Source organism: Flavobacterium sp. 11, from assembly GCF_002754315.1.
GTDB lineage: Bacteria > Bacteroidota > Bacteroidia > Flavobacteriales > Flavobacteriaceae > Flavobacterium > Flavobacterium algoritolerans.
Genome location: NZ_PEFE01000001.1, coordinates 285,295 through 310,447, shown reverse-complemented (window position 1 = coordinate 310,447; position 25,153 = coordinate 285,295). Strand labels below are relative to the sequence as shown.

Here is a 25,153-nt window from a genome sequence, read left to right as displayed (position 1 = left end):
ATGAAAAAGCTACTATTTATTCTAATTGCATTCTGTACTCTTTCTGTATTTGCTCAAAAAGACAGTAAGCGAATGACTCATTTTAATCTTGAAAAAAATGTGGCTATTCAAGGATATGATCCTGTGGCTTACTTCAAACAAGGAAAAGCAGTGAAAGGCAAAAAAGAAATAACAGCATTGCATGAAGGCGTGGTTTATTATTTTTCGATGCCAGTAAATAAAGAATATTTCTTGAAGAATCCTTCAAAATTTGAACCGCAATATGGAGGTTGGTGTGCTTTTGCGATGGGCGATTCTAATGAAAAAGTGTCTATAAATCCGGAAACTTTCAAAATTAGTAATGGGAAATTGTATTTGTTTTACAACGCTTTCTTTAATAACACATTGAAAAGCTGGAACAAGAACGAATCTGGATTGATGATGAAGGCCGATGCGAATTGGAGTAAAAGGATTAAATAAAAATAGAAATCATGAAACTATCTCTTTTTTTCTGGTTGCTGAAACTTACAGTAGCAGTAATTTTAGTGCAAACCTTGTACTTTAAATTTACGGCTAGTGAAGAATCAGTTTATATTTTTTCTGCTTTGGGAATAGAGCCTTACGGAAGGATTGGTACCGGAATTGCCGAGTTGATTGCGGTAATTTTGATTTTAATACCAAGAACTTCATTGTTTGGGGCTATAATGGGCTGTGGTGTTATGGTTGGTGCGATTTTTGCTCATCTGTTTGTGCTTGGGATTGAAGTAAAAAATGATGGTGGTACACTTTTTATTTTGGCACTAATTACCTTTCTTTGTTGTATTACTTTAGTTTTTAAGGATAAAACTAAAGTGATGAATTTGTTGAATTAAAACTTAAATATGCTAATACCTTCTATTAATAATAGTTTAAACGAACTGATTGATTTGCTGAAGCAATTGTCACAAAATGAATATTCAAATTCTTGTGCGGAATTAAGTAATGCAACTATTGGGGAGCATACAAGACATATTATTGAAATGTTTCAGTGCTTAGAAAATCAATATGATTTAGGCATTGTAAATTATGACAAAAGAGAACGAAATATTCGTATTCAAACGGATACTGCTTTTGCTATTGAAAACATTGTCTCGATTCAACAAAATTTAGATAAAAAAAATAAAAATATCGAGTTATTGCAAATTATTGATGGAGAGGAAATTCGAATTGAAAGCAATTATTTTAGAGAATTACTGTATAATCTAGAACATTGCATTCACCATCAGGCGCTTATAAAAGTAGCTATTTTGCAATGTGAAACAGTAACAATTGACCCTAATTTTGGGGTTGCCCGCTCTACCATAGAATATAGAAATCAATGTGCACAGTAAGTTTTGTAGCAACGAATGATAAAATTATCATTACTTCAAATCGGGATGAAAAAACAGTAAGACCGAGTGCAATACCACCAAGAAGTTATACCGTAAATGGAAAAAATCTTATTTTTCCAAAGGATCCAAAAGCAGGAGGAACGTGGTTTGTGGCTAATGCTGACGGAGTAATTTTGGTGCTTCTAAATGGTGCCGACGAAAAGCATGAAGTACAGCTTCCGTATCGAAAAAGCCGTGGCTTGATTGTTTTAGACATGATTAGCAGCTCATCGCCAAAGGATTTTTGGGGCGAAATTGATTTGGAAAACATAGAACCTTTTACGTTAGTTTTATTTCAAAACAATGCTCTTTTTCAATTGCGCTGGAACGGAAAAGAGAAAGAAACAATTACTTTAGATATTCATCAAAATCATATTTGGTCTTCATCGACTTTGTATTCCTCATCGATTCGTGAAAAACGTGCCAACTGGTTTCATACTTTTATGGATGGAAATTCTGAGATTTCCGAATCAAAAATGCACGATTTTCATCGCTACACCGAAGAAGAAAATGATGAAAACGGTTTGGTTATCAATAGAAATGATGAAATGAAAACGTTGAGCATTACACAAGCGGTTATTGAAAAAAATAAAGTAGCTATATTGCATTACGATTTGATTGCGCAACAGGATTTTTCGACCTCATTTATCACCGTTTAAAGAACTTATATTGACCCGAGTTATGACGAACAGGCGAAGCAAACTATTTTTTCATAAAATTACGCACTGGGAATATTGGCCTTTCCAGATTGTTTACATTCCAATTTATTTTCTTTGGTCCTATTATTCCATCAAGGCAAAATCTATTTTTTTCTTTAATGCTTCTAATCCAACCATAAAAAATGGCGGTTTTATGATGGAGTCTAAAAAAGAAATTTACAATTTGATTCCACAACAGTATTACCCAAAAACGGAATTGATAAAAGAAGGAACCGCTCTTGAAGAAATTTTAAATACTATTCAAGAATCAAAAATAAAATATCCTTTGATTGCAAAACCAGATATTGGACTGCGAGGATCTGGGGTCAAAAAAATCAATACCGTTCAAGATTTAAAAGAATATGCTGAAAAAGCAAATTTCGATTATGTAGTGCAGGATTTAATTCCGTTCGATAACGAAGTTGGGATTTTCTATGTGCGTTATCCTCATGAAAAAGTAGGTAGAATTACAGGAATAGTTTCCAAAGAATTTCTGATTATTACCGGAAACGGATTCTCTACTGTAGAAGAATTAATCAAAGAAAATCCTCGATATGAACTGCAATTAAAGGTTTTGAAACAGGAATACGGAAAAAAACTACTCGATATTCTTCCAAAAGGGGAAAAATTGAATTTGGTGCCTTATGGGAATCATGCACGAGGTGCAAAATTCATTGATGGAAGTCATTGGATTACACCAAAATTGACGGAAACAATAAACGAAATGTGTCTGCAAATTCCAGGTTTCTACTTTGGCAGGTTGGATGTTATGTACAATACAATTGAAGAATTAGAACAAGGATTGAACTTTTCAGTTGTGGAATTGAATGGTGCTGCAAGCGAGCCTACCCATATTTATGACCCAAAGCATTCTTTGTTTTTTGCTTGGAAAGAACTCGCGCGTCATATTACGTATATGTATGAAATAAGTGTGGCAAACCATAAAAATGGCGCTCCATATTTACTGCATAAAGAGGGTATGAAGGAATACAGAATGCATCTGGAACAAAGCAATAAAATTGTAAATTTCTGAAATTATGAAAGCTTTAAAGAACATTTTTATTGGTTTTTTAGTGAGCTTTATCGGTTCGATACCCTTAGGATATTTGAATGTTGTAGGTTTTGAAATCTATTCAAAACTAGGAATGAACAGCTTAGTTTTCTTTTTATTAGGAGTGATTTTTGTGGAGATGTTTGTGATTTATTTCACTTTAATTTTCGCAAAGCAATTAGTCAATAATAAAAAATTAATGAAAATTATTGATTTTTTTGCTGTTTTCTTTCTGTTGATTTTAGGGTATTCTTTTTATGCTAATTCCAATCAAACAATGGAAGAACAAGGAATTTTAGAGAAATATGCAATGTATTCTCCTTTCCTGATTGGCGTGTTTTTGAATTGTATCAATTTTCTTCAATTGCCGTTTTGGACCGGTTGGAATCTTTATTTGATGAATGGAAATTATATTTCCATTGTAAATAAGCTTAAACTATATTATGTTTCAGGGACTTTGATAGGTACATTTTTTGGGATGTTAACTTTGGTTTTGGTGTTAAACACGTTGTCTCAAAACACTACCAGTTTTTCTAAATATGTAATGCCAGTAATAATTCCGTCATTTTTTGTGATTTTAGCTTTTGTTCAAATGGTGAAAGTTTACAAGAAATATTATAGAAATAAAGTCACATTATAAAAAATAAATCTCAATATCATGAAAAAAGTATTCCTATCTCTTTCTTTCGTTTTCTTATCAAATTCAGTTATAATTGCCCAAACAGCTAGTCTAGCATCATTAAAAACAATTGATACTGAATATAAAGTGAAAGAGAATAATGTTGCCGAAATATTAAAATATTTAGCCTCGGATGAATTAGAAGGTAGGGAAACCGGAAAGCCTGGAATGGTAAAAGCTGCTGATTATTTGGAGCAAATTTTCAAGGATAATAATGTGAAACCGTATTTTAAATCGTATCGCGATACGTTATCAATTTTTAAGGGATCCGCTTTTAATATTGTCGGTTTTATTGAAGGAAACGACCCAGTTCTTAAAAATGAATTTATAATACTAAGCGCGCATTACGATCATATTGGTTTGGGTAAAAAAGGGGTAAACGGTGATTTTATAAACAATGGAGCCAATGATGATGCTTCAGGAACAACTGCAGTTGCTGAAATGGCAAAATATTTTAGCATTGCTAAAAACAATAAACGCAGCATTCTTTTTGTATTTTTTGTAGGAGAAGAAAAAGGTTTGTTGGGTTCTAAACATTTAGCCAAAAAACTGAAAGCACAAGATTTTAAATTATACACTCAGTTCAACATTGAAATGATTGGTGTGCCAATGAAAAGAGAGTATCTAGCTTATATTACTGGTTTTGATAAATCCAATATGGCTGGTAAAATCAATGAATATACTGGTAAAAACACAATTGGTTTTCTTCCAAAAGAAGCTGAATTTCAATTGTTTTACAGATCAGATAATTACTCTTTTTATGATGTTTTCAAAGTGCCTTGCCAATCTGTAAGTACGTTTGATTTTGAAAATTTTGAATTCTACCATCATGTTTCTGATGATTTCAAAGCGATGGATATTCTGCACATGACTTCCTTTATTCAGGAATTATTACCTGCTGTTACGCAAATGGCAAACACGCCAACACAAGAAATAATAATGCTTAAATAGTTAAGAAACTGGTTGATTCATATCATACGCCAAAATAAAATACTCATTATTGTTGAATTGAAAATCCCCAATAATTGTCCATTTTAGTTTTTCGGTATGCGCTTTCGTTGACGGAATGTTGATTTTGTTGATGAAAGTTAAGGCCAATGGATATTTATGCAGCATGTGCGTTCTCATGAATTCAAACAGTGGCGTTATCAATCCCTTTCCTCTATATTCCTTGTGAATGCAAATGGGCCCGTATTGAAAACTATTGTGTGTCGTGATTTCAAAATCTAAAAAAATCAGTTCCGGAAACAATGAACTCATGTAATTGAAAATGGGCCATTGTTTGAAAAAATCCCAACTTCCTGCAAAAATGTAAGCAATGATTTTGTTATTGTCTTTGGCAATAAACAAGTTGTTTTCATTGATGACTTCGGTTAGTTGTTCAATGGTAAATGGCGTGGTAACAAACCCGGAAGCTTTTTCTTCTTCGGATAAATTAGCTACAAGGTACAATTCCTGTAATGCCAATACGCCATCAATATCACTTATTTTTGCAGTCTCGAATTGTATGCTTTCTGTCATTTTATGAAAATTCAGATGTTAATTTGGTTTGTCAAAAATAAGTAAAATTATAGGAATCTTTAATTTTTATTACAGCAAGAATCCTTTGCGTAAAGCATTAGTTTTTTATCGTTTTTGTTTATTTTTGCTCTATGAAAAATATCATCATCACAGGAACGAGTAGGGGAATAGGATTTGAGTTGGCATTGCAATTTGCTAATGCGGGACATCAAGTGTTAGCCATTTCCAGAAAAATTCCTCAAGCTTTATTGGGTAATGAAAATATTACCTGTCTTTCGGTTGATTTAGCTACGGAGTCTGAATTAGTGAAAGTAAGCGATTTTTTATCCAAATCTTGGAAACAAATAGACGCAGTCATTCATAACGCAGGAAGTTTATTGTTGAAACCTTTTTCAGAAACGACTCAAGATGATTTTGAAAACATCTATAAAGTCAATGTTTTTGGAGTTGCTAATTTGACTCGAATTTGCCTGCCTTATTTACAAAAAGGAAGCCACGTAGTGACTATAAGTTCTATGGGTGGGATTCAGGGAAGTTTAAAGTTTGCCGGATTGGCAGTCTATAGTTCAAGTAAAGGAGCTGTTATTACGCTATCAGAATTATTAGCTGAAGAATATAAGGAACGTGGGATTTCGTTTAATGTTTTGGCTTTGGGTTCTGTGCAAACAGAAATGCTGGCTGAAGCTTTTCCAGGCTATCAAGCTCCAATAACAGCGGGTGAAATGGCAAACTATATTTATGATTTCACTTTGACCGGAAATAAATATTTCAACGGCAAAGTGTTGCAAGTTTCTTCTACCAATCCGTAACTAATTTCATAACTACTTTGAGCGAAACTTTAGCCAGATATTTACCAGAGCATGCGGTAAAACCCGTTTTCGAACTTATTGTTGCCAATCAAGTGCATCTTAAGATTGTAAACGAGCGTCAGACGCGTCATGGTGATTATCGAAAAGGGTTGAATGGAAAACATGAAATCACGGTAAATTCAAATCTGAATAAGTACAAGTTTTTGATTACATTGATTCATGAAATTTCGCATTTGGTGGCTTTCGAAAAATTTGGTAGAAATATAAAACCTCATGGTAACGAGTGGAAATATTCTTTTCAACGGTTGATGATTCCTTACATTCGACCAGAAATTTTCCCGAATCACCTATTGCCTTTATTGGCGAGGCATTTCAAAAACCCAACAGCCAGCAGTGATACGGATGCTACTTTAGCTTTGGCACTGAAACAATTTGATCAGCAAAATGATAAAAATTATGTGTTTGAAATTCCTTATGGAAGTGTTTTCCGAATCCAAAACGGAAAGATTTTCAAGAAAATAGCCATAAGAACCAAGCGTTTTGAATGCTTGGAAATGAGTTCCGGAAAGACTTATTTATTCAATCCAAATGCTGAGGTAGAATTGTTGAAATCAAGCTAGATTTACTCTTTCAAATATGCTTCTCGTACTTTTTTGAATAAATTAGAAGAATAAACAAAGGCAACGACAGCTTCGTTATCAGTTCTAAAAATTTCTTCTTTGGTTCCTTCCCAAGCCTTTAAACCATCTTTTAAGAATAAAATTTTCTCTCCAATTTCCATCACGGAGTTCATATCGTGTGTATTTATCACTGTCGTGATATTGTATTCTTCGGTAATTTCTTTGATAAGATTATCAATTAAAATAGCTGTATTTGGATCTAAACCAGAGTTTGGTTCATCACAAAACAGGTATTTTGGATTGTTTACAATCGCGCGTGCAATCGCAACTCTTTTTTGCATTCCTCCCGAAATTTCCGAAGGTAGTTTTTTATGGGCGTCAGTTAAGTTGACTCTTTTTAATACAAAGTCTACGCGCTCCTGAATTTTTGAATTGTTGTCTTTGGTGAACATTTTCAACGGAAAACCCACGTTTTCGGCTACTGTCATGGAATCAAACAAGGCACTTCCTTGAAAAACCATTCCTATTTCAGTTCGTAAATCGCGTTTCTCATCTGGATTTAATTCAGAATAAATTCTCCCATCAAATGAAATGGTTCCTGACTCTGGAGTGTGAATTCCTAGAAGACTTTTAAGCAAGACGGTTTTACCAGAGCCACTTTGTCCAATAATTAAATTCGTTTTTCCTGTTTCAAAAATCGTGGAAACGCCTTTAAGGATTTTGATACCGCCAAATGATTTTTCTATGTTTTTTACTTCTATCATGAGCCAAGTAACAATTGAGTTAATATGTAATTAAAAGTAATTATGGTAACTGAGGTCCAAACAAAGGATACGGTACTTGCGCGTCCTACTTCGAGTGCGCCACCTTTCATATAATACCCGTGAAAAGAAGGGATAGTTGCTAATAACATGGCAAAAATCAATGTTTTAAGGAAAGCATAAACGATGTGGAATGGAATAAAATCCAATTGAGCCCCATTTATAAACTCGTCACTTGAAGTAAATCCGCCATAAACACCAGCCATCCAGCCGCCTAAAACACCCAGAAACATACTGATTCCAATAACGAAAGGATAAAGTAGTAAAGCTATTATTTTTGGGAAAACCAAATAGTTTAAGGAGTTAACTCCCATCACTTCTAGAGCGTCAATTTGTTCGGTTACTCTCATGGTTCCAATACTTGATGTGATAAAAGAACCCATTTTTCCAGCCATAATCACTGAGATAAAAGTAGGTGCAAATTCTAATATTACAGATTGTCTTGTGGCAAAGCCAATAAGGTATTTTGGAATTAATGGATTGGTCAAGTTCAATGCAGTTTGTATGGCAACAACACCTCCAACAAAGAAAGAAATGAATGCTACAATACCAAGGGAGCCAATAATTAAATCATCTATTTCCTTAAAAATTAGATTTCTCATCACAGACCATTTTGTCTGTTTATTGAAAATTTCTTTTAGCATTAAGAAGTATCTTCCTATCTGCGTTATATATCGAATGAGCATCATAGTTTTGTGAATATGGGCTAAATTACAAAAATAGTTATGAGTTATAAGTTATGCGTTCGTAGTTTTCGTTAGAAAATTTTTTCTTTCATTTTCTTCAAACGATACTTGCGAATAAATTTAGCTTGTTCTGCCGTTACCAATAATGGTGTTTTAGCTGCTTTTGCTTTCCAAAAACCTTTGATGTAATCTAAAAAGAGTAACGGTTTCTTTTTCATCATCGCCAGTTTTGCAGAAGCTATCGAAGTGATTAAAAATCCGTAGCCTAAAGTATAAAACGCTTCCCCTTGTTTATAACGAGCCGTTTTATTGTAATTAGCTCCAGTTGGTTTTAAATGTTTCACAATTAAGGAAGCATCGGTAACGACTTTCCAATCGTAAAATTTTGATAATAACTCATCAACGGTGTCCCAACCCATAGCTGGTTTTAAATTTCCTATTTGTTGGAAACATGCTTTTCTATAGGCTTTAAACGCACCACGAATATGATCTTTATCGGTTAGATTTTCCAGAATCCATTCGCCATTTTTTTCAATGTAGGCAAATCCGCCAGCCATTCCTATTGTTGCATCTTTTTCGAAAATGTTTAAGATAGTTTCGAAATAGTTGTTGGGTAGAATTAAGTCGGCATCCAGTTTTACGATAACATCATACTCTTCGTCCAATGTTTCGAATCCTTTATGAAAAGCCTGAATAACTTTACTTCCCGGTAAATGTATTGCGCTGGAAGTTTTGTTTACTAAAGAGATAAACGGATTTTCTTTGGCGTAAGCGGTTACTATTTCAGCTGTTTTATCAGTAGAATTATCATTGACAATCACTACTTTTTTTGGTAAAACAGTTTGAGAAATCAAAGAATCTAAAGTTAAAGCGATGAAAGCTTCTTCGTTATGAGCCGGAATAACAATATAATAATTCATTTAAAATATTTTTGAATGAAGATTAACGATTCTTGATTTCAGATTTTTACATCCATTATCACAATCATAAATCCACATTCGTTAAGCAACAATCTTAAATCTTAGCCCTTTCAGCGTAAACAATATAATATCTATTGGTAAATTTTCTCAATAAAGGACGAAGACCAAATTTCTTTACGGGATTTGTCCATTTTTCACGGTCGATTATTTTCCAACCTGTTTTTTCCAAAAGCCAGTCCAATTGCCAATCTTCAAATTCATGGTAATGTCTGTCCCACATATCGGTTTTGCTTCGATAAGCTGGTGAAAACCACAAGCGCATTGGGATAGATATAAAAAGTTTATCCGATTTTATTTCGCTTAAAATCGTGTAAGGGTTTAGTAAATGTTCAAAGATTTCGAAAGCGGTTACGACATCTTTTTTTTCTGTTGAAAATACGGATTGGTCTTTGTCTAAGTCTTCTCCTGTTGTATTTGTAACTGCAAATCCTTCGGATTTCATGATTTTAGAAAAAGGATTTTCTACGCCTAAATCTAATATGGTTTCTGAAGTTGAGACGTGTTTTTTTAGAAATTCTAAAGTATGTTTGAATCTTTTATTGGGAAACGTTTTTTCGTACATGTTTTTTTGATTTTGCCGCTAGGGCACGAAGGCACAAATATAGTAATAAATGTGTTTTTGGGCATTGTTTTTTAGCCCGGATGGGAATGAAAATCCCGGAACTTCAAAATGTAGTTTTTCAAGGTGCAAAAAGCGACTGAAAGAAGCTTTCTTGCACCTTAGAAAAACAAGTTTTGTAGTGAGGAATTGTAGTGTACAGCCGGATTAGCTCCTGATTGTTGTGTTCCTCACAATTTTAATATCTGTAAACAAATGCGTTAATGTTCATTCCTGCTCCTACGGATGCAAAGATTAGAACATCGCCTTTTTGTATGGATTGGTTTTCTATTTCTCCACGAATTAACAAGTCGAAAAGGGTAGGAACGGTGGCTACACTGCTATTTCCTAGTTCATGAATGCTCATGGGCATGATGTCTTTTGGAACGGGTCTGTCGTATAATTTGTAAAAACGTTGAATTATAGCTTCATCCATTTTTTCATTGGCTTGATGGATAAGGATTTTTTTTACGTCATCAATGCCTAATCCGCTTTTGTCCAAACAACTTTTCATTGCAGCAGGAACTTGGCTTAATGCAAATTCGTAGATTTTACGTCCATACATTTTTATGTAACGAATGTCTGGATCTAAATCTGGGTTGTATGATTTTCCAAAGAACAAGTAATTAGCTTCATCATTTGCGTAAGTAGCACTTTCGTAAGCCAACATTCCTGTTTCATCATCAGAAGCTTCAATGATAGAAGCACCGGCGCCATCAGAATAAATCATGGAGTCTCTGTCATGCGCATCAACTACTCTGGAAAGGGTTTCAGCACCAATTACCAAACAGCGTTTAGCCATGCCGGATTTTATAAATGCATTGGCTTGAAGTACGCCTTCAATCCAGCCCGGGCATCCAAAAAGGATATCGTAAGCAACGCATTTTGGGTTTTTTATTTGTAATTTATTTTTAACACGTGTGGCTAAACTCGGAATCATATCGGATTGAGTTGTTCCGGATTTTACATCACCAAAATTATGAGCAAAGATGATATAGTCAATCGTTTCCGGATCAATTCCTGCATTTTCTATTGCTTTTTGAGAAGCAAAAAAAGCTAAATCAGAAGAAGTGTATTGGTCTTCGGCATAACGTCTGTGTTCTATACCGGTAATTCCTTTAAATTTATTAATGACTACTTCATTAGGGTATCCAAAAGCTGTTCCGTCTTCATTCAAAAAAACATGTTCACTAAAGTCAGTATTGCTTACTTTTTTCTCAGGAATATAACTTCCTATTCCAGTTATTTTTATTTTCATCGGGTTGTTTTTCCAAAAATTCAGGCTAATTTAATGATAAATAAATTAGTACACTCACAAAATTTACTATGCATGCATATAATTATGAAATAATAATTTATTGGCAAAAATATTGATTATTTTATTACGAATTGCAAAAAACGATGCGATATTTATTTCCTAATTGTTGCAATTGATAAAATTGATATTTTGAGGATTAGGATTTCATGTTTATTTACAATGAAGCGTATGTTAAATTATTTCCCGCAGGTTTTTAGCTATAATCTTAATTTTGTAGGATTATAATTTCTTTATTAAATGTTATTGGTTTTGTAAGTTTTTTTATATTTTTGATAATTATAAATAACTAATTAATAAAAAATGAAAAAAATTATTTTATTGTTTTCTATGATTTTAACTGCAACTTTAGCAAGTGCTCAAGTTGATGTTATCACAAAACACAGTGGTGAAATCGTAAATGGAAAAGTTATGCGTGTAGATGAATACACGGTTGTTTTTAAATATGATGGTGAAGATGCTGAAAATTCTATCGGGAAATATGCAATTGAAAAAATTGTTTATGGTAAAAGTGGTAGAGTAGAAGAGGTTACTGAAAAAATAGTTGTTGCTGGTGAAGCTGATTGGGAAAAAGTGATTATTCTTGAAGAAAAATCATACATCGCTGGTTTGAAAAAAGTAGGCGAAGTTAGGGGAAAAACAGGAATGATTAATCTTCAAACAGGTAATACAGGTGACAAAAAAGCAGAGAAAAAGCTTAAAATGTCCGCTGCAATATTGGGTTGTCCTTTTGTATTGATGATTTCTGATAAAACTACAGTTGGAGCAAATTCTAATCAATTTGGTGGAACACAAGCGATAAAAACTGGTTTAGGATATAAATACTAGATTTAGAATATTCTTATAAAAAAAATGCCTCGATATATCGAGGCATTTTTGTTTTTTCTAAAATATTTAAGAATTAGTTTTCCATATACGCTTCAATTGGCGCACATGAACAAACTAAATTTCTATCGCCGTATGCTTCATCTGCTCTACGAACGGTAGGCCAGAATTTATTTTCGGCAATGTATTCTAGTGGAAATGCTGCTGCTTCACGAGTGTATGGGAAATTCCAACTATCAGTAGTTACCATCATCAAAGTATGTGGTGCATTTTTTAATACATTATTTGGATTGTCTAAAGTAGCAGCTTCAATTTCTTTTCTGATCGCAATCATAGCATCACAAAAACGATCTAACTCTTCTAAGTTTTCACTTTCAGTAGGTTCAATCATTAAAGTTCCGGCAACTGGGAAAGAAACGGTTGGAGCATGAAAACCATAATCCATCAAACGTTTAGCAATATCAGTTACTTCAATTCCTTTTTCTTTAAATGGACGGCATTCCAAAATCATTTCGTGTGCCGCACGACCCATTTCTCCAGAATACAACGTATCATAGTGACCGTTTAATTTCTCTTTAATGTAGTTTGCATTTAAAATTGCATATTCAGTAGATTTTTTCACACCTTCAGCGCCAAGCATGCAGATGTAACCGTACGATATCAAACAAACCAAAGCAGAACCCCAAGGTGCGGCAGAAATAGCTGTAATAGCGTTTTCTCCACCTGTTGGAATTACTGGATTTGTAGGTAAAAATGGCACTAATTGTGGTGCAACACATATTGGTCCTACACCAGGTCCTCCGCCACCGTGAGGAATAGCGAATGTTTTGTGTAAGTTCAAGTGACAAACATCAGCCCCAATAGTTGCAGGATTTGTTAATCCAACTTGAGCATTCATGTTGGCACCATCCATATATACTTGTCCACCGTTATCGTGGATCAATTGTGTGATTTCTTTGATTGCGCTTTCAAAAACACCATGAGTTGATGGATACGTTACCATCAAACAAGAAAGATTGTCTTTGTGAAGAATTGCTTTTTCACGTAAATCTTCTACATCAATATTTCCATTTTCCAATGTTTTAGTAACCACAACTTTCATTCCTGCCATAGCCGCCGAAGCTGGATTTGTTCCGTGAGCCGATGATGGAATTAAAGCAATGTTTCTATGGTGATCTCCTCTAGATTGGTGGTACGCACGAATAACCATTAATCCGGCATATTCCCCTTGAGCACCTGAATTAGGTTGTAATGTTGTTCCTGCAAAACCAGTAATAACATTTAATTGTTGTTCTAATTTAGCCAACATTTCTTGGTATCCTTGCGCTTGATCTAATGGAGCAAACGGGTGAATGTTATTCCATTGTGCCATGCTTAAAGGCAACATTTCTGAAGCGGCATTCAGTTTCATGGTACAAGATCCCAATGAAATCATAGAATGATTCAACGCCAAATCTTTTCTTTCCAACATTTTGATGTAACGCATCAAAGCGGTTTCTGAATGGTGTTTATTGAAAACATCGTGTTGCAAGAACGTTGATGTTCTGTTTACATTTTCTGGGAAATGATTGGTTTCTGATAAACTGTCAATTGTAGTTCCTTGAGTGCCTTTTGCGGAAGCGAAAACGGCAATAATTTTATTTAAATCAGCAATACTTGTAGTTTCGTTCAAAGAAATTGAAACGGTATTTTCGTCGATGTAATAAAAGTTAATTTCGTTTTGTTCAGCAATCGCTTTTACTTTCTGTGTATCAGCTTTAACAACAATTGTGTCAAAGAAAGCAGTATTGGTTTGTTGTAAACCTAATTTTTCTAATGCATTTGCCAATGTTGCTGCCGAAGCATGTACTTTATTAGCAATATATTGCAATCCTTTTGGACCATGATAAACAGCATACATTCCTGCCATAACTGACAATAGAACTTGTGCTGTACAAATATTTGAAGTGGCTTTATCACGTTTAATGTGTTGCTCACGTGTTTGTAATGCCATACGCAAAGCACGATTTCCATCCGTATCAACAGTTACACCGATGATTCTTCCGGGCATACTTCTTTTGTATTCTTCTTTTGTGGCAAAATAAGCAGCGTGTGGACCACCGTAACCTAACGGAATTCCGAAACGTTGTGTAGTTCCAAGAACTACTGCAGCACCCATTTCTCCCGGAGGAGTCAGTTTTGCCAAACTTAAAATATCAGCAGCAACGGCTACTTTTATTTCGCTTGCAGCCGCTTTAGCGATAAATGCGGTATAATCATGAACTTGTCCAAATTTCCCTGGATATTGAAGGATTGCTCCAAAATATTCCGATGAAAAATCGAATGATTCATGGTTTCCAATCACTAATTCAACCCCGATTGGCGTAGAACGTGTTTGTAAAACCGATAAAGTTTGTGGTAATATTTCCTCAGAAACGAAAAATTTATTGATGTTGTTTTTCTTTTGATCGCGAGAACGAACGTCAAAAAGTAACGCCATTGCTTCAGCAGCAGCAGTTCCTTCGTCTAATAAAGAGGCATTAGCGATTTCCATTCCGGTTAATTCGATAACCATCGTTTGAAAATTCAAAATCGCTTCTAAACGACCTTGCGCGATTTCAGCTTGATATGGCGTATAAGCAGTATACCATCCTGGATTTTCAAATACATTTCTTTGGATTACCGCAGGGATAATGGCTGCATTGTATCCTAAACCAATGTACGATTGAAAAACTTTATTTTTATTCCCTAATTTTTGAATGTGATTTGCAAACTCATATTCAGTCATTGCAGGCTCTAAGTCCAAATCAGATTTTAAACGAATATCACTTGGGATAGTTTCATGTATCAATTGGTCAAGTGTTGCTGCCCCAATTGTCTTCAACATATGTTCTAGATCATTTTCTCTTGGGCCAATGTGTCTTAATGCAAAAGCGTCTGTTTTCATTATATATAAAATGGGTTGTGTGTTTCTTGTTTTAAAAGGCTGTAAAAATAAATATTAATCTGCTATTAAAAGACTTTTTTAACTTGATTTTCTGTGAATTTTTCAACTAAAAGCCATTCTTGTTAACACTTTGATTAATTTTGTCTAATGAGGTTTTTGAAACTAATATTCGATTTTTACATTAATAGTAGCATTCACGTGGGTTTGTCTTGTTATGCCTTGGTTAGAATGACGCAACACATGTTCCACATTCCAGTAGATGAGCCAGTTGCTAACTTTGCTTTTTTTGGAACAATTGTAGGATATAATTTTGTAAAATACGATGCGTTGGCCAGAGTTCAAAGGTTGCAAATGCGTAAGCAGTTAAAAACGATTGCTTTATTTAGCTTTTTTGCTCTTTTTTTAGTCGGATATTATTTTTTTAAGCTGCAAAGTATAACCCAAATAGTCGCAGTAGTTTTCTTGAGTGTTACATTATTGTACACACTTTCCTTTTTTCCAAATAAGAAAAATGCCAGGAATTGGGCAGGTGTTAAAATTTATATTGTAGCATTGTGTTGGGTTGGAGTGACATTGGCTTTGCCAGTTTTGAATGCTCATGTTCCAATTACTTCCGATTTCTATTTAAAATGTATGCAACGCTTTATCTTGATTTTTGTATTGGTACTTATTTTTGAAATTATTGATTTGGCAAAAGACGATCCGCATTTAAAAACAGTACCGCAGCAAATAGGAGTGAAGCGCACTAAAATATTAGGGTTATTACTTTTACTTCCGTTTTATTTTTTAGAATTTTTTAAAAGTAATTTTGACAAAAATCAATTGATTATCAACTTGATTTTAGTGATTATCATTTCATTATTTATGCTTTTTGCAAATGAAAAACGGTCTAAATATTACACTTCCTTTTGGGTAGAAAGTGTCCCGATTGTTTGGTGGTTATTGCTTCTCATTTTCTGATAAAGCTTTCAAGGTTTTATTTCTTTCGATGATAAAATTAATCATGTGATTTTTTAAAAACAATAAATCAAATAATTCTCCAAAGAATCCATAGGGAACTTCATAGTGTAATTTATCCTTCATTATAGTAACTCCGTCTTTTTCATTAAATATATGTTCATGTCGGAATGATTTGAATTTTCCTTCTTCCATTTCATCAACAAAATAGTCGTATAAATTCATGGCTGTGATTCGGCTTTTATGAGTCAAATAAACACCAAAATGTTTGCCTCGCCAAGTAACGGTTTCGTTGTAATTGATTAGTCCGGAAGTGATGCCGTCAATTGCAGTTTCTTTAGTGAAATTGACAGATTCTTGGTGTGTGTCAATGTCTCTGGATAGATCAAAAACAGTTTGTATTGGGGCATTTATTTTAGTTAAAACCTTAATAGTTGTTATCATATCAAATGTTTTTTGTTTTTAATAATACATTTAAAGTAATGCAAGAATAAATTGTTGTTTTTAGCTTTCTGTGCTAAAAGTGTATTAAAAAACCCGAAGCATTATACTTCGGGTTTCAAATATTTATACTTATACCAATCCTGCTCTTCTCAATAATGCTTCCGGTTTAGGTTCTTGTCCTCTAAAGCGTTTGTACAAAATCATCGGATGTTCTGTTCCGCCTTTAGACAGCACGTTTTCTTTGAATTTTGTAGCTACTTCTTTATTGAAAATACCTTTTTCCTGAAAATATTCAAAAGCATCAGCATCCAGAACTTCGGCCCATTTATAACTGTAATACCCTGAAGAATAGCCGCCTTGAAAAATATGGGAGAAAGAGGTGCTCATCGCATTTTCTTTTACTTCAGGATACAATTGTGTGGCTGCAAACTGTTCGTTTTCAAAAGCTTTGATGTCTTTGATATTGGAAGGATCTTGCGCATGCCACCCCATATCCAATAATCCAAAACTCAATTGACGCATCGTTGCAATTCCTTCTTGGAAACTGGCACTTTCTTTAATTTTATGTACTAATTCCATCGGAATCATTTCGCCAGTTTGATAATGATACGCAAACAAAGCCAAAGCTTCCGGTTCGTAACACCAGTTTTCTAAAATCTGGCTTGGTAATTCTACAAAATCCCAATATACACTTGTTCCGGATAAACTTGGGTATGTCGTGTTTGCCAACATTCCGTGCAGCGCATGACCAAATTCATGAAACAAAGTCGTTACTTCATTAAAAGTCAATAATGATGGTTTTGTTTCGGTAGGTTTCGTGAAATTGCACACAATTGAAATATGTGGTCTTTCGTTGATTTCTTTTTTTATGTATTGCGATTTAAAAGACGTCATCCAAGCACCGTTTCTTTTGCCTTTTCTTGGAAAGAAATCAGCATAAAAAACAGCAACCAGTTGGTCTTCCTCGTCTTTTACTTCGTATGTTTTTACTTCCTCATGGTATTTATCCACTTCAAAAATTTCTTCGAAAGTGATTCCGTATAATTTTTGCGCTACTGCAAAAGCACCGTCCAGAACTTTCTCTAATTGAAAATAAGGTTTTAATATTTCATCATCCAAATTGAATAATTGTTGCTTCAATTTCTCCGAATAATACGCGCCATCCCATTTCTCTAGTTGTTCGATTCCGTGAAGTTCTTTTGCGAAAGCGGTTAATTGTGCAAATTCTTTCAAAGCTGCCGGTTTCGCTTTTTCCAATAAATCATTCGAAAATGTTTTCACTTTCTCCGGACTTTCTGCCATTCGTTCTTCAAGTACAAAATGAGCATGAGTGGCATAACCTAAAACCTGTGCTCTGTCAAAACGCAATTTTGCAATTTTAAGTACAATTTCCTGATTGTCAAATTCATTGTTTTGAAAACCTTTCGCGCCAAAAGCGATTGCCATTTTCTTGCGCAATTCACGATTATCAGCATAGGTCACAAACGGAACATAACTTGGGTAATCCAGCGTGAAAATCCAACCTTCTTTTTCTTGGCTTTTAGCCAAAGAATGAGCGGCTTCGATAGTTCCTTCCGGTAAACCAGCTAAATCTGCTTCATTGGTAATATGCAATTGATAGGCTTGCGTTTCGGCCAAAACATTTTCGCCAAACTGCAAACTCAATTTCGATAATTCTTTGTCTATTTCTCGTAATTGATTCTTTTTGTCTTCTGGCAAATTCGCTCCGTTTCTGGAGAAGCTTTTGTATTTTTTATCCAAAAGTGTGATTTGTTCTGGATTTAGATTCAGTTTTTCTCGTTGCTCATAAACCGTTTTTACTCGGGCGAATAAATCAGGGTTAAGACGAACATCATTTCCGAATTCAGATAATAACGGAGAAACTTCCTGAGCGATTTTTTGAATCTCATCATTGGTTTCTGCTGAATTCAAATTAAAAAAGATGCTTGAAATTCTATCCAAAACATCTCCGCTGAAAGCTAATGCTTCAATGGTGTTTTCGAAAGTAGGCTGTATGGGATTTCTAACAATAGCATCGATTTCGGCTTTTGCCAATTCGATTCCTTTTTGAAAAGCAGGAAGAAAATCTTCGTTTTTAATTTTCGAAAAAGGCGCAGTATTATACTTTGTATTGAAATGGTGTGTTAAGATGCTCATTTGTATTTTTTAATAAAAATAATTCGATGTTTAAAGATAACAAATGTACGGATTTAATGAAAAAAATAAAGTTGATAAAGCAATTGATTTATTTCAAAATGCCATTGCTGATTGTGTTATTTAAATGTTATTTATTTCGTTCCACGGTAATAAAGCCCTAAATTGTAAAAAAAAGATGGGTTTCTGAAGAGACAAATCGAAACAAGAAATAAATATTCAAAGAAAACATGAACTATCAAATTACAATAAATAGCGCAAATACTGTAGACGAAATTGAAACCTATTGGACAAATGATGATTATATTAAACTGCTTGAAAAGTTCGATTATCCGGATGCTTCAGATGCAGATGCTTCCAGTTTAAGAGAATTATTATTTATGGCAATTTCTGATTTTGAACCCAAAGAGGCAGCCGTAATCGTGTTAGAATATAAATTATCAGAACATTTAAACGAAGGGCAAATTCACCAAATTTCTAATGATATGTTTTTGGATAAAGTGTGTGAAGAATATCCTGAAATAGGATTACATTCAACTTTGTTTCATATCAATCAATTGCTTTTCAAAGCCTATAACGGTAAATTTCCCAATGCAAAAGCAACAATCATAACGGTTACAATTGCGCCATTAGAAAGTGAAAATGAGATGCAGTTGACCAAAGAGAATGTGCTTAAATTATTGAGCAAAGGATTATCTGACACTAATCTGATTAAAAGATTGTTTGATCACGCAATGAATGAAAATGCTCCTTTTCCGGAAGCTGAGGATGTTTTGTGGGATTTAACAACTACAGATAATCTGAATTATACCATTACCACCTCTGAGTATTGGCTGAATAAAGAAGATATAATTGCTTCGGAATTTGAAGGAGTTTTAGAAATAGCAGTAGATGTTGAATAAATGATTCAAGATTTTAAATAAAAAAAGCTCCGTAATGGAGCTTTTTTTATTTTTTTAGACTTTCAGCAGCTATGTTAACCGCTTCTTTCAATCCTGTTTTGTATTTAATGATTTTTTCCATCACGCTTTTATTGTGGCTTCCTATAATTTGAGCGGCAAGAATTCCTGCATTTTTTGCGCCGTTTAATGCTACAGTTGCTACGGGAACTCCACCTGGCATTTGTAAAATGGATAAAACACTATCCCAACCATCGATTGAATTGCTTGATTTTATAGGTACGCCAATTACTGGAAGTGGCGACATAGAAGCTACCATTCCTGGCAAATGCGCTGCTCCGCCAGCACCAGCTATTACTACCGAAATTCCACGAGTGTGTGCATTGTTGCTGAAATCAAATAATTTTTCGGGAGTTCTGTGTGCTGATACAATATCGACTTCTATTTCTATATCGAATGCTTTTAAAATGTCTATTGCTTCTTGCATTACGGGCATATCAGAAATGCTTCCCATGATTACGGCTACTTTCATTATTTTTTATTTAAAGATTTAAAGATTTAAGTATTTAAAGATTTTTTGAAAAACTCAATTTAGTTGGTATTCTGAATTTTTCAATCTTTTAATTTTTTCAATCTTTCAACTAACTTATTACTCTTATCGTGTTTTTTACATTTTCAGCTATTCTTCGAGCTTCATTGATGTCTGGATTTACTATCGTTACATGTCCCATTTTTCTAAAAGGACGTGTCTGTTTTTTGCCATAAATGTGAGGTGTAACTCCGTTCCAACCTAATATTTTTTCAATATTTTCATACACAACATCACCGGAATAGCCTTCTTCACCCGAAAGATTTACCATAATTCCAGCAACTTTACTGTCGGTATTTCCCAAAGGCAAATTAAGAATTGCTCTCAAATGGTTTTCAAATTGTGAAGTATAACTGGCTTCAATGGAATAATGACCTGAATTGTGTGGGCGAGGAGCAACTTCGTTTACAAGGATTTCATCGTCTTCAGTTTGAAACATTTCAACTGCTAATAAACCAACATGATTGAACTTTTCGGAAACATTCAATGCGATTGCTCTTGCTTTTTCGGCAACTTTATCATCAATACGAGCAGGACAAATCACATATTCCACTTGATTGGCTTCTGGATGAAATTCCATTTCTACCACAGGATAAGTTTTTATTTCGCCTGATGGATTGCGACAAACGATAACGGCTAGTTCATTTTTGAACGGAACCATTTCTTCGGCGATACATTCTACATTGGCTAAATTGTCTAAATCCGAGATTTGTCGAATCACTTTTACACCATTTCCATCATAACCAAATTCCGTACATTTCCATACAAACGGTAGTTTTGTTTTAGAATCTAAAATATCAACAATTAGACTTTTTAGATTCTCAAATCGTTTATAATTTGCAGTTGGAATTGTGTGTTGCGTGTAGAAATCTTTCTGAATTCCTTTGTTTTGAATCAATTTCAACGTTTTTGGCGAAGGAAATACTTTTACTCCCTCTTCCTCTAGTTTTACTAAAGCTTCAAGATTTACCAATTCAATTTCAAAAGTTAAAACATCAACTTTTTTACCAAAGTTATACACCGTTTCAAAATCCATTAAATCACCTTTAAAGAATTTATTACAGGCTATCTTGCATGGTGCTTCATCACTTGGATCAAGAACATAAGTTTGTATGTCGAATTTTCGGGTGTCAAACAACAGCATTTTACCAAGTTGCCCTCCGCCGAGAATTCCCAATTTAAAATCAGAAGAAAAATAATTCATTGTGTAGTTGTATGTTTATGCAAAGATACTTTATAATGATTGAATCCGAAAATGCTATTTTATTTTCTTCATAATTTCTATTGTATCATTTGTTGCTTTTAATACATTTTGACTCGTTTTTTTGTGGAATTTACTTAAAATTAGAAATTAATGCCCATTTATCAATTGTCAAATCCGAATTCTGTATCTTTGCGCATTATTTTAAACACGAAAATAATGATACAACTTCACGATAAACAATTTGTTCCGTTTATTTCTGCCAAAGAAATTGATTTTGCCATCGCTAAAATGGTTTCGCAAGTAGAAGCTGATTTTGCTGATGAAACGCCGGTATTTGTGGGAGTATTGAATGGAGCTTTTATGGTTGTTTCTGATTTTATGAAACAATATAAAAAACCATGTGAAGTATCTTTCATTAAAATGGCATCATACGAAGGAACTTCTACTACAAACGAAGTGAAACAATTAATAGGTATAAATCAGGATTTAACTGGACGTTCTGTTGTCATAATCGAAGATATAGTTGACACCGGAAATACATTGGTTGAACTGAAAGAATTATTCAAAAAGCAAAATGTAAAACATTTTAAAATAGCAACACTTTTTTTTAAACCTGAAGCATACACAAAAGACATCAAAATAGATTACATTGGGATTAGAATTCCAAATAAATTTATTGTGGGTTTTGGCTTAGACTACGATGGATTAGGAAGAAATTTACCCGAAGTATATAAACTAAAAGAATAACGACACAACAACATGACTAACATTGTTTTATTTGGAAAACCAGGAGCTGGTAAAGGAACTCAAGCAGAGTTTTTGAAAGAAAAATACAAATTAACACATATATCAACGGGCGATGTATTTCGTTTTAATTTAAAAAACGATACAGAACTTGGCAAACAAGCAAGAGTATTTATGGATGCTGGAGATTTAGTTCCAGATGAATTGACTACAAAAATGCTGATTGATGAGGTAAATAAACACCCGGATACTAATGGAATATTGTTTGACGGATATCCAAGAACAATTTCACAAGCCGAAGCTTTAGATGCATTTCTTACGTCAATAGGTTCTAAAGTTGCAGCGACAATTGCACTCGAAGCCGATGATGAGATTCTGGTAAAACGTCTATTGGAAAGAGGGAAAACAAGTGGTAGAATTGATGATCAAGATGAAGAAAAAATCAGAAATCGCTACCAGGAATACAATGAAAAAACAGCGCCTTTAATGAGTTATTATGAGGAGCAAGGTAAATTTTATGCAGTAAACGGAATAGGTACAATCGCTGAAATTACAGAAAGAGTAAGCAACGTGATTGATAATTTATAGTAGCAATTCCAGCTGTACATTACAAGTCCTCGTTAAAAAATCTATTTTTCTAAGCCATAAAAGGAGCTTCCTTTGGTCGCTCTTTTTTGACAAGAAAAATTAGCTTTTTTAACTCCGGGCTTTTCATTCCCATCTGGGCTAAAATCCAGACTGGAGATTTCAGAAAATCAAATTCAGAAATCAGATTTTAAATAAAAAACGAATCAACTAAAAAATTGGAAATACTAATAATATTTTTTCTAATACTATTAAATGGGGTTTTCTCTATGTCAGAAATCGCATTGATTTCAGCAAGAAAAAACAGATTAGAGACCGCGGCAAAAAAAGGGAATAAAAGTGCTAAAATCGCATTGGATTTGGCGAACTCACCAAACAAATTTTTATCAACCGTACAAATAGGAATAACGCTAATAGGAATTCTTACCGGTATTTATAGTGGTGATAAAATCACAATGGATGTAGAGACTTTTGTAAGCGGATTTGAATTTTTAAAACCATACGCACCATCAGTTGCGGTGGGGATTGTTGTAGTAGTTTTAACCTTTTTCTCTTTAGTTCTAGGAGAATTATTACCTAAAAGAATCGGTTTGAATCATCCGGAATCCATTGCCAAAGCAGTGGCATTACCCATGAAAATTGTTTCAATTGTAACGGCACCATTTATTTGGTTGTTAACACATTCTACAGATTTTTTATTGGATATTTTACAAATAAAGCCTACCGCTGACGGTAAAGTAACCGAAGAGGAAATAAAAGCGATAATAAAAGAAGGAACCGAAGGAGGAGAAGTTCAAGAAATTGAACAAGATATTGTGGAGCGCGTTTTCCATATTGGAGACAGAAAAATAAATTCATTGATGACACACAGGAAGTCAGTGGTTTTTTTACCTTTGCATTCTGATAAAGAACAGGTTAAGGAATTTATGCTCAAAGAATTGCATTCTATTTATCCGGTTTACGGTGAAAATTATGATGATATTGTTGGAGTTGTTAACCTGAAAAATATTTTCGCCCATTTTGAAAATGAAAACTTCAATTTGGCGGATATAATGACCGAAGCTCCTTTTATGATGGAGCAAACCACCGCATATATAGCCTTAGAAAACTTTAAAAAAACAGGCATTCATTATGCATTTGTCTCAGATGAATATGGTGTTTTTCAGGGAGTAATTACTTTGAATGATATTTTGGAAGCATTGGTTGGTGATGCTTCTGATTTTTATAAAGATGATTTTCAGTTGATTGAAAGAGAAGACGGAAGCTGGTTGGTTGACGGACACTATTCGTTGCATGATTTCTTGACTTACTTTGAATTAGATGAATTAATCAATGATTATGAAGTAACCACTGTGAGTGGATTAATAATGACGGAGCTCTCTCATATTCCTAAACAAGGAGAAAAATTGATTTGGCAAAAATTTGAGTTAGAAGTCATTGATATGGATGGCGTGAAGATTGATAAAGTGATGGTGAAAGCATTAAAAAATTAAATAGCTTAGGGTTAAATTGCTCAAAATGAGTACTAAATACTAAAGCTGAACATTGAATATTAGAAAAAATGACTGAAGGGAATTTTGTAGATTACGTTAAAATATATGTTTCTTCCGGAAAAGGAGGAAAAGGATCTACGCATTTGCATAGAGAAAAGTTTATTGAAAAAGGTGGGCCAGATGGAGGAGATGGAGGTCGTGGAGGACATGTTTATCTTGTAGGAAACAAAGGTCTATGGACATTATTTCACCTTAAATTTGCGCGTCATATTAAAGCCGGTAATGGTGGAGATGGAAGTGGCGACAGAAGTACAGGTGCAGATGGAGATGATAAATTCATTGAAGTTCCATTAGGAACGGTAGTAAAAGATAAGGAAACCGGAGAAATATTATTTGAAATTACCGAAGATGGTGAAAAGCAAATACTTTCTCGTGGTGGAAAAGGTGGTTTAGGAAACTGGCACTTTAGAAGTTCTACCAATCAAACGCCTAGATATTCACAACCAGGTTTGCCTGGTGTTGAAATGGACGTGATTCTAGAACTAAAAGTACTTGCTGATGTAGGTTTGGTAGGTTTTCCTAATGCAGGAAAATCAACATTATTATCTGTATTAACTTCTGCTAAACCAAAAATTGCGGATTATCCGTTTACAACTTTAAAACCAAATCTTGGAATCGTAGCCTACAGAGATTTTCAATCTTTTGTAATTGCTGATATTCCCGGAATTATTGAAGGTGCTGCCGAAGGAAAAGGTCTTGGACATTATTTCTTGCGTCACATTGAACGTAATTCGACTTTGCTATTTTTAGTTCCAGTAGATACTCCAGATATCAAAGCAGAATATGATATTTTGGTAAACGAATTGACAAAATACAATCCTGAAATGCTTGATAAAGAACGTTTGTTGGTGATTTCTAAATGCGATATGCTGGATGATGAGTTGAAAGCAGAATTAAAAACAGAATTAGACGTTGCTTTCAAGGATGTACCATATATGTTTATTTCTTCTGTTGCTCAACAAGGACTAACAGAATTGAAAGACAAATTATGGAAAATGTTGAATGACTAATTCTTGATTTTTTAAATAAATTATAAAAGCCGTCTCGTATGATATATGTGACGGCTTTTTTTATAAAAAATAGTTAAACCTTTCACAGCCTTGGAGA

Annotated in this window: 27 protein-coding genes; 16 read left to right on the top strand and 11 right to left on the bottom strand. The window is 34.0% G+C overall.

Going from position 1 to position 25,153, the window contains the following annotated elements; all coding sequences use genetic code 11:
- Genes CLV00_RS01425 through CLV00_RS01395 form a run of 7 tightly spaced genes read left to right on the top strand, consistent with a single transcriptional unit; the run spans position 1 to position 4,767 of the window.
- Positions 1 to 459 (top strand): YHS domain-containing (seleno)protein, encoded by a 459-nt coding sequence (locus CLV00_RS01425; protein WP_099713482.1) that lies wholly within the window; start codon positions 1 to 3, stop codon positions 457 to 459.
- An 11-nt stretch (positions 460 to 470) separates the two neighbouring features.
- On the top strand, positions 471 to 851 hold the full coding sequence (locus tag CLV00_RS01420; protein WP_099713481.1) for a DoxX family protein: 381 nt from the start codon (positions 471 to 473) through the stop codon (positions 849 to 851).
- Positions 852 to 860: 9 nt separating this feature from the next.
- A complete protein-coding gene (locus CLV00_RS01415; protein WP_099713480.1) occupies positions 861 to 1,349 on the top strand; it encodes a hypothetical protein in 489 nt (162 codons plus the stop codon).
- Positions 1,337 to 2,047, top strand: a complete 711-nt coding sequence (locus CLV00_RS01410; RefSeq protein ID WP_099713479.1) for an NRDE family protein — start codon at positions 1,337 to 1,339, stop codon at positions 2,045 to 2,047. The genes CLV00_RS01415 and CLV00_RS01410 overlap by 13 nt, the downstream gene beginning before the upstream one ends.
- A gap of 22 nt (positions 2,048 to 2,069) precedes the next feature.
- Positions 2,070 to 3,119: a D-alanine--D-alanine ligase gene (locus CLV00_RS01405; RefSeq protein WP_099713478.1), complete on the top strand. Its 1,050-nt coding sequence runs from the start codon at positions 2,070 to 2,072 to the stop codon at positions 3,117 to 3,119.
- A 4-nt stretch (positions 3,120 to 3,123) separates the two neighbouring features.
- Positions 3,124 to 3,777: a hypothetical protein gene (locus tag CLV00_RS01400; RefSeq protein ID WP_099713477.1), complete on the top strand. Its 654-nt coding sequence runs from the start codon at positions 3,124 to 3,126 to the stop codon at positions 3,775 to 3,777.
- A gap of 18 nt (positions 3,778 to 3,795) precedes the next feature.
- The gene (locus CLV00_RS01395; RefSeq protein ID WP_099713476.1) at positions 3,796 to 4,767 is read left to right on the top strand and encodes a M28 family peptidase; all 972 of its coding nucleotides are present in this window, start codon (positions 3,796 to 3,798) and stop codon (positions 4,765 to 4,767) included.
- Here CLV00_RS01395 and CLV00_RS01390 read toward each other — a convergent pair whose 3' ends face one another.
- Positions 4,768 to 5,337 (bottom strand): GNAT family acetyltransferase, encoded by a 570-nt coding sequence (locus CLV00_RS01390; RefSeq protein WP_099713475.1) that lies wholly within the window; start codon positions 5,335 to 5,337, stop codon positions 4,768 to 4,770.
- Between the two features lie 131 nt (positions 5,338 to 5,468).
- On the opposite strand from CLV00_RS01390, the gene CLV00_RS01385 reads away from it, so the two are divergent.
- Positions 5,469 to 6,146 (top strand): SDR family oxidoreductase, encoded by a 678-nt coding sequence (locus CLV00_RS01385; RefSeq protein WP_099713474.1) that lies wholly within the window; start codon positions 5,469 to 5,471, stop codon positions 6,144 to 6,146.
- A gap of 17 nt (positions 6,147 to 6,163) precedes the next feature.
- Entirely contained in the window at positions 6,164 to 6,766 is a 603-nt protein-coding gene (locus tag CLV00_RS01380) for a SprT-like domain-containing protein (protein WP_099713473.1), read from the top strand.
- 2 nt (positions 6,767 to 6,768) lie between these two features.
- Here the strand turns inward: CLV00_RS01380 and CLV00_RS01375 are convergent, their stop codons facing one another.
- From CLV00_RS01375 to CLV00_RS01355, 5 genes are all read right to left on the bottom strand, one after another.
- Positions 6,769 to 7,530: an ABC transporter ATP-binding protein gene (locus tag CLV00_RS01375; protein WP_099713472.1), complete on the bottom strand. Its 762-nt coding sequence runs from the start codon at positions 7,528 to 7,530 to the stop codon at positions 6,769 to 6,771.
- A complete protein-coding gene (locus CLV00_RS01370) occupies positions 7,527 to 8,276 on the bottom strand; it encodes an ABC transporter permease (RefSeq protein WP_099713471.1) in 750 nt (249 codons plus the stop codon). Before CLV00_RS01370 ends, CLV00_RS01375 begins: the two co-directional genes overlap by 4 nt.
- Positions 8,277 to 8,344: 68 nt before the next feature.
- Entirely contained in the window at positions 8,345 to 9,193 is an 849-nt protein-coding gene (locus CLV00_RS01365) for a glycosyltransferase family A protein (protein WP_099713470.1), read from the bottom strand.
- A gap of 94 nt (positions 9,194 to 9,287) precedes the next feature.
- Positions 9,288 to 9,815: a methyltransferase gene (locus tag CLV00_RS01360; RefSeq protein WP_099713469.1), complete on the bottom strand. Its 528-nt coding sequence runs from the start codon at positions 9,813 to 9,815 to the stop codon at positions 9,288 to 9,290.
- A 235-nt stretch (positions 9,816 to 10,050) separates the two neighbouring features.
- Positions 10,051 to 11,109 (bottom strand): 3-oxoacyl-ACP synthase III family protein, encoded by a 1,059-nt coding sequence (locus CLV00_RS01355; protein WP_099713468.1) that lies wholly within the window; start codon positions 11,107 to 11,109, stop codon positions 10,051 to 10,053.
- A 360-nt stretch (positions 11,110 to 11,469) separates the two neighbouring features.
- On the opposite strand from CLV00_RS01355, the gene CLV00_RS01350 reads away from it, so the two are divergent.
- Positions 11,470 to 11,994: a hypothetical protein gene (locus CLV00_RS01350; RefSeq protein WP_099713467.1), complete on the top strand. Its 525-nt coding sequence runs from the start codon at positions 11,470 to 11,472 to the stop codon at positions 11,992 to 11,994.
- A gap of 73 nt (positions 11,995 to 12,067) precedes the next feature.
- On the opposite strand, the gene gcvP is transcribed toward CLV00_RS01350, so the two are convergent.
- Positions 12,068 to 14,917, bottom strand: coding sequence for an aminomethyl-transferring glycine dehydrogenase (gene gcvP / locus CLV00_RS01345; protein WP_099713466.1), 2,850 nt, complete (start codon positions 14,915 to 14,917; stop codon positions 12,068 to 12,070).
- A 147-nt stretch (positions 14,918 to 15,064) separates the two neighbouring features.
- Here gcvP and CLV00_RS01340 point away from each other — a divergent pair, with 147 nt between their 5' ends.
- Positions 15,065 to 15,877 carry a hypothetical protein gene (locus tag CLV00_RS01340; protein WP_099713465.1) on the top strand — a complete coding sequence of 271 codons (813 nt, stop codon included), beginning with the start codon at positions 15,065 to 15,067 and terminating at the stop codon, positions 15,875 to 15,877.
- Here the strand turns inward: CLV00_RS01340 and CLV00_RS01335 are convergent.
- Entirely contained in the window at positions 15,857 to 16,318 is a 462-nt protein-coding gene (locus CLV00_RS01335; protein WP_315167230.1) for an SRPBCC family protein, read from the bottom strand. The two genes, CLV00_RS01340 and CLV00_RS01335, sit on opposite strands and share 21 nt — an antisense overlap.
- 129 nt (positions 16,319 to 16,447) lie before the next feature.
- A complete protein-coding gene (locus CLV00_RS01330; protein WP_099713464.1) occupies positions 16,448 to 18,475 on the bottom strand; it encodes a M3 family metallopeptidase in 2,028 nt (675 codons plus the stop codon).
- Positions 18,476 to 18,702: 227 nt separating this feature from the next.
- Between CLV00_RS01330 and CLV00_RS01325 the strand changes: the two genes are divergently transcribed.
- A complete protein-coding gene (locus tag CLV00_RS01325) occupies positions 18,703 to 19,374 on the top strand; it encodes a hypothetical protein (RefSeq protein ID WP_099713463.1) in 672 nt (223 codons plus the stop codon).
- 46 nt (positions 19,375 to 19,420) lie between these two features.
- Here CLV00_RS01325 and purE read toward each other — a convergent pair whose 3' ends face one another.
- On the bottom strand, positions 19,421 to 19,906 hold the full coding sequence (gene purE, locus CLV00_RS01320) for a 5-(carboxyamino)imidazole ribonucleotide mutase (protein ID WP_199074816.1): 486 nt from the start codon (positions 19,904 to 19,906) through the stop codon (positions 19,421 to 19,423).
- 106 nt (positions 19,907 to 20,012) lie between these two features.
- The gene (locus tag CLV00_RS01315; protein WP_099713461.1) at positions 20,013 to 21,164 is read right to left on the bottom strand and encodes a 5-(carboxyamino)imidazole ribonucleotide synthase; all 1,152 of its coding nucleotides are present in this window, start codon (positions 21,162 to 21,164) and stop codon (positions 20,013 to 20,015) included.
- A gap of 216 nt (positions 21,165 to 21,380) precedes the next feature.
- On the opposite strand from CLV00_RS01315, the gene hpt reads away from it, so the two are divergent.
- From hpt to obgE, 4 genes are all read left to right on the top strand, one after another.
- The gene (hpt, locus tag CLV00_RS16515) at positions 21,381 to 21,911 is read left to right on the top strand and encodes a hypoxanthine phosphoribosyltransferase (RefSeq protein ID WP_099716186.1); all 531 of its coding nucleotides are present in this window, start codon (positions 21,381 to 21,383) and stop codon (positions 21,909 to 21,911) included.
- A gap of 12 nt (positions 21,912 to 21,923) precedes the next feature.
- Positions 21,924 to 22,496: an adenylate kinase gene (locus tag CLV00_RS16510; protein WP_099713460.1), complete on the top strand. Its 573-nt coding sequence runs from the start codon at positions 21,924 to 21,926 to the stop codon at positions 22,494 to 22,496.
- A 215-nt stretch (positions 22,497 to 22,711) separates the two neighbouring features.
- Positions 22,712 to 23,986 carry a hemolysin family protein gene (locus CLV00_RS01300; protein WP_099713459.1) on the top strand — a complete coding sequence of 425 codons (1,275 nt, stop codon included), beginning with the start codon at positions 22,712 to 22,714 and terminating at the stop codon, positions 23,984 to 23,986.
- 68 nt (positions 23,987 to 24,054) lie between these two features.
- Positions 24,055 to 25,056 carry a GTPase ObgE gene (obgE, locus tag CLV00_RS01295; RefSeq protein ID WP_099713458.1) on the top strand — a complete coding sequence of 334 codons (1,002 nt, stop codon included), beginning with the start codon at positions 24,055 to 24,057 and terminating at the stop codon, positions 25,054 to 25,056.
- The last annotated feature ends 97 nt before the right edge of the window (positions 25,057 to 25,153 follow it).

Coding starts and splice junctions, on each gene's coding strand:
- CLV00_RS01385 (WP_099713474.1), top strand. CDS start 5,469: ATGAAAAATATCATCATCACAGGAACGAGTAGGGGAATAGGATTTGAG.
- gcvP (WP_099713466.1), bottom strand. CDS start 14,917: ATGAAAACAGACGCTTTTGCATTAAGACACATTGGCCCAAGAGAAAAT.
- CLV00_RS01425 (WP_099713482.1), top strand. CDS start 1: ATGAAAAAGCTACTATTTATTCTAATTGCATTCTGTACTCTTTCTGTA.
- CLV00_RS01395 (WP_099713476.1), top strand. CDS start 3,796: ATGAAAAAAGTATTCCTATCTCTTTCTTTCGTTTTCTTATCAAATTCA.
- obgE (WP_099713458.1), top strand. CDS start 24,055: ATGACTGAAGGGAATTTTGTAGATTACGTTAAAATATATGTTTCTTCC.
- CLV00_RS01330 (WP_099713464.1), bottom strand. CDS start 18,475: ATGAGCATCTTAACACACCATTTCAATACAAAGTATAATACTGCGCCT.
- CLV00_RS01350 (WP_099713467.1), top strand. CDS start 11,470: ATGAAAAAAATTATTTTATTGTTTTCTATGATTTTAACTGCAACTTTA.
- CLV00_RS01370 (WP_099713471.1), bottom strand. CDS start 8,276: ATGATGCTCATTCGATATATAACGCAGATAGGAAGATACTTCTTAATG.
- CLV00_RS01410 (WP_099713479.1), top strand. CDS start 1,337: ATGTGCACAGTAAGTTTTGTAGCAACGAATGATAAAATTATCATTACT.
- CLV00_RS01415 (WP_099713480.1), top strand. CDS start 861: ATGCTAATACCTTCTATTAATAATAGTTTAAACGAACTGATTGATTTG.
- CLV00_RS01315 (WP_099713461.1), bottom strand. CDS start 21,164: ATGAATTATTTTTCTTCTGATTTTAAATTGGGAATTCTCGGCGGAGGG.
- CLV00_RS01325 (WP_099713463.1), top strand. CDS start 18,703: ATGAACTATCAAATTACAATAAATAGCGCAAATACTGTAGACGAAATT.
- CLV00_RS01390 (WP_099713475.1), bottom strand. CDS start 5,337: ATGACAGAAAGCATACAATTCGAGACTGCAAAAATAAGTGATATTGAT.
- CLV00_RS01355 (WP_099713468.1), bottom strand. CDS start 11,109: ATGAAAATAAAAATAACTGGAATAGGAAGTTATATTCCTGAGAAAAAA.
- CLV00_RS01360 (WP_099713469.1), bottom strand. CDS start 9,815: ATGTACGAAAAAACGTTTCCCAATAAAAGATTCAAACATACTTTAGAA.
- CLV00_RS16510 (WP_099713460.1), top strand. CDS start 21,924: ATGACTAACATTGTTTTATTTGGAAAACCAGGAGCTGGTAAAGGAACT.
- CLV00_RS01365 (WP_099713470.1), bottom strand. CDS start 9,193: ATGAATTATTATATTGTTATTCCGGCTCATAACGAAGAAGCTTTCATC.
- CLV00_RS01405 (WP_099713478.1), top strand. CDS start 2,070: ATGACGAACAGGCGAAGCAAACTATTTTTTCATAAAATTACGCACTGG.
- hpt (WP_099716186.1), top strand. CDS start 21,381: ATGATACAACTTCACGATAAACAATTTGTTCCGTTTATTTCTGCCAAA.
- CLV00_RS01420 (WP_099713481.1), top strand. CDS start 471: ATGAAACTATCTCTTTTTTTCTGGTTGCTGAAACTTACAGTAGCAGTA.
- CLV00_RS01400 (WP_099713477.1), top strand. CDS start 3,124: ATGAAAGCTTTAAAGAACATTTTTATTGGTTTTTTAGTGAGCTTTATC.
- CLV00_RS01340 (WP_099713465.1), top strand. CDS start 15,065: ATGAGGTTTTTGAAACTAATATTCGATTTTTACATTAATAGTAGCATT.
- CLV00_RS01375 (WP_099713472.1), bottom strand. CDS start 7,530: ATGATAGAAGTAAAAAACATAGAAAAATCATTTGGCGGTATCAAAATC.
- CLV00_RS01335 (WP_315167230.1), bottom strand. CDS start 16,318: ATGATAACAACTATTAAGGTTTTAACTAAAATAAATGCCCCAATACAA.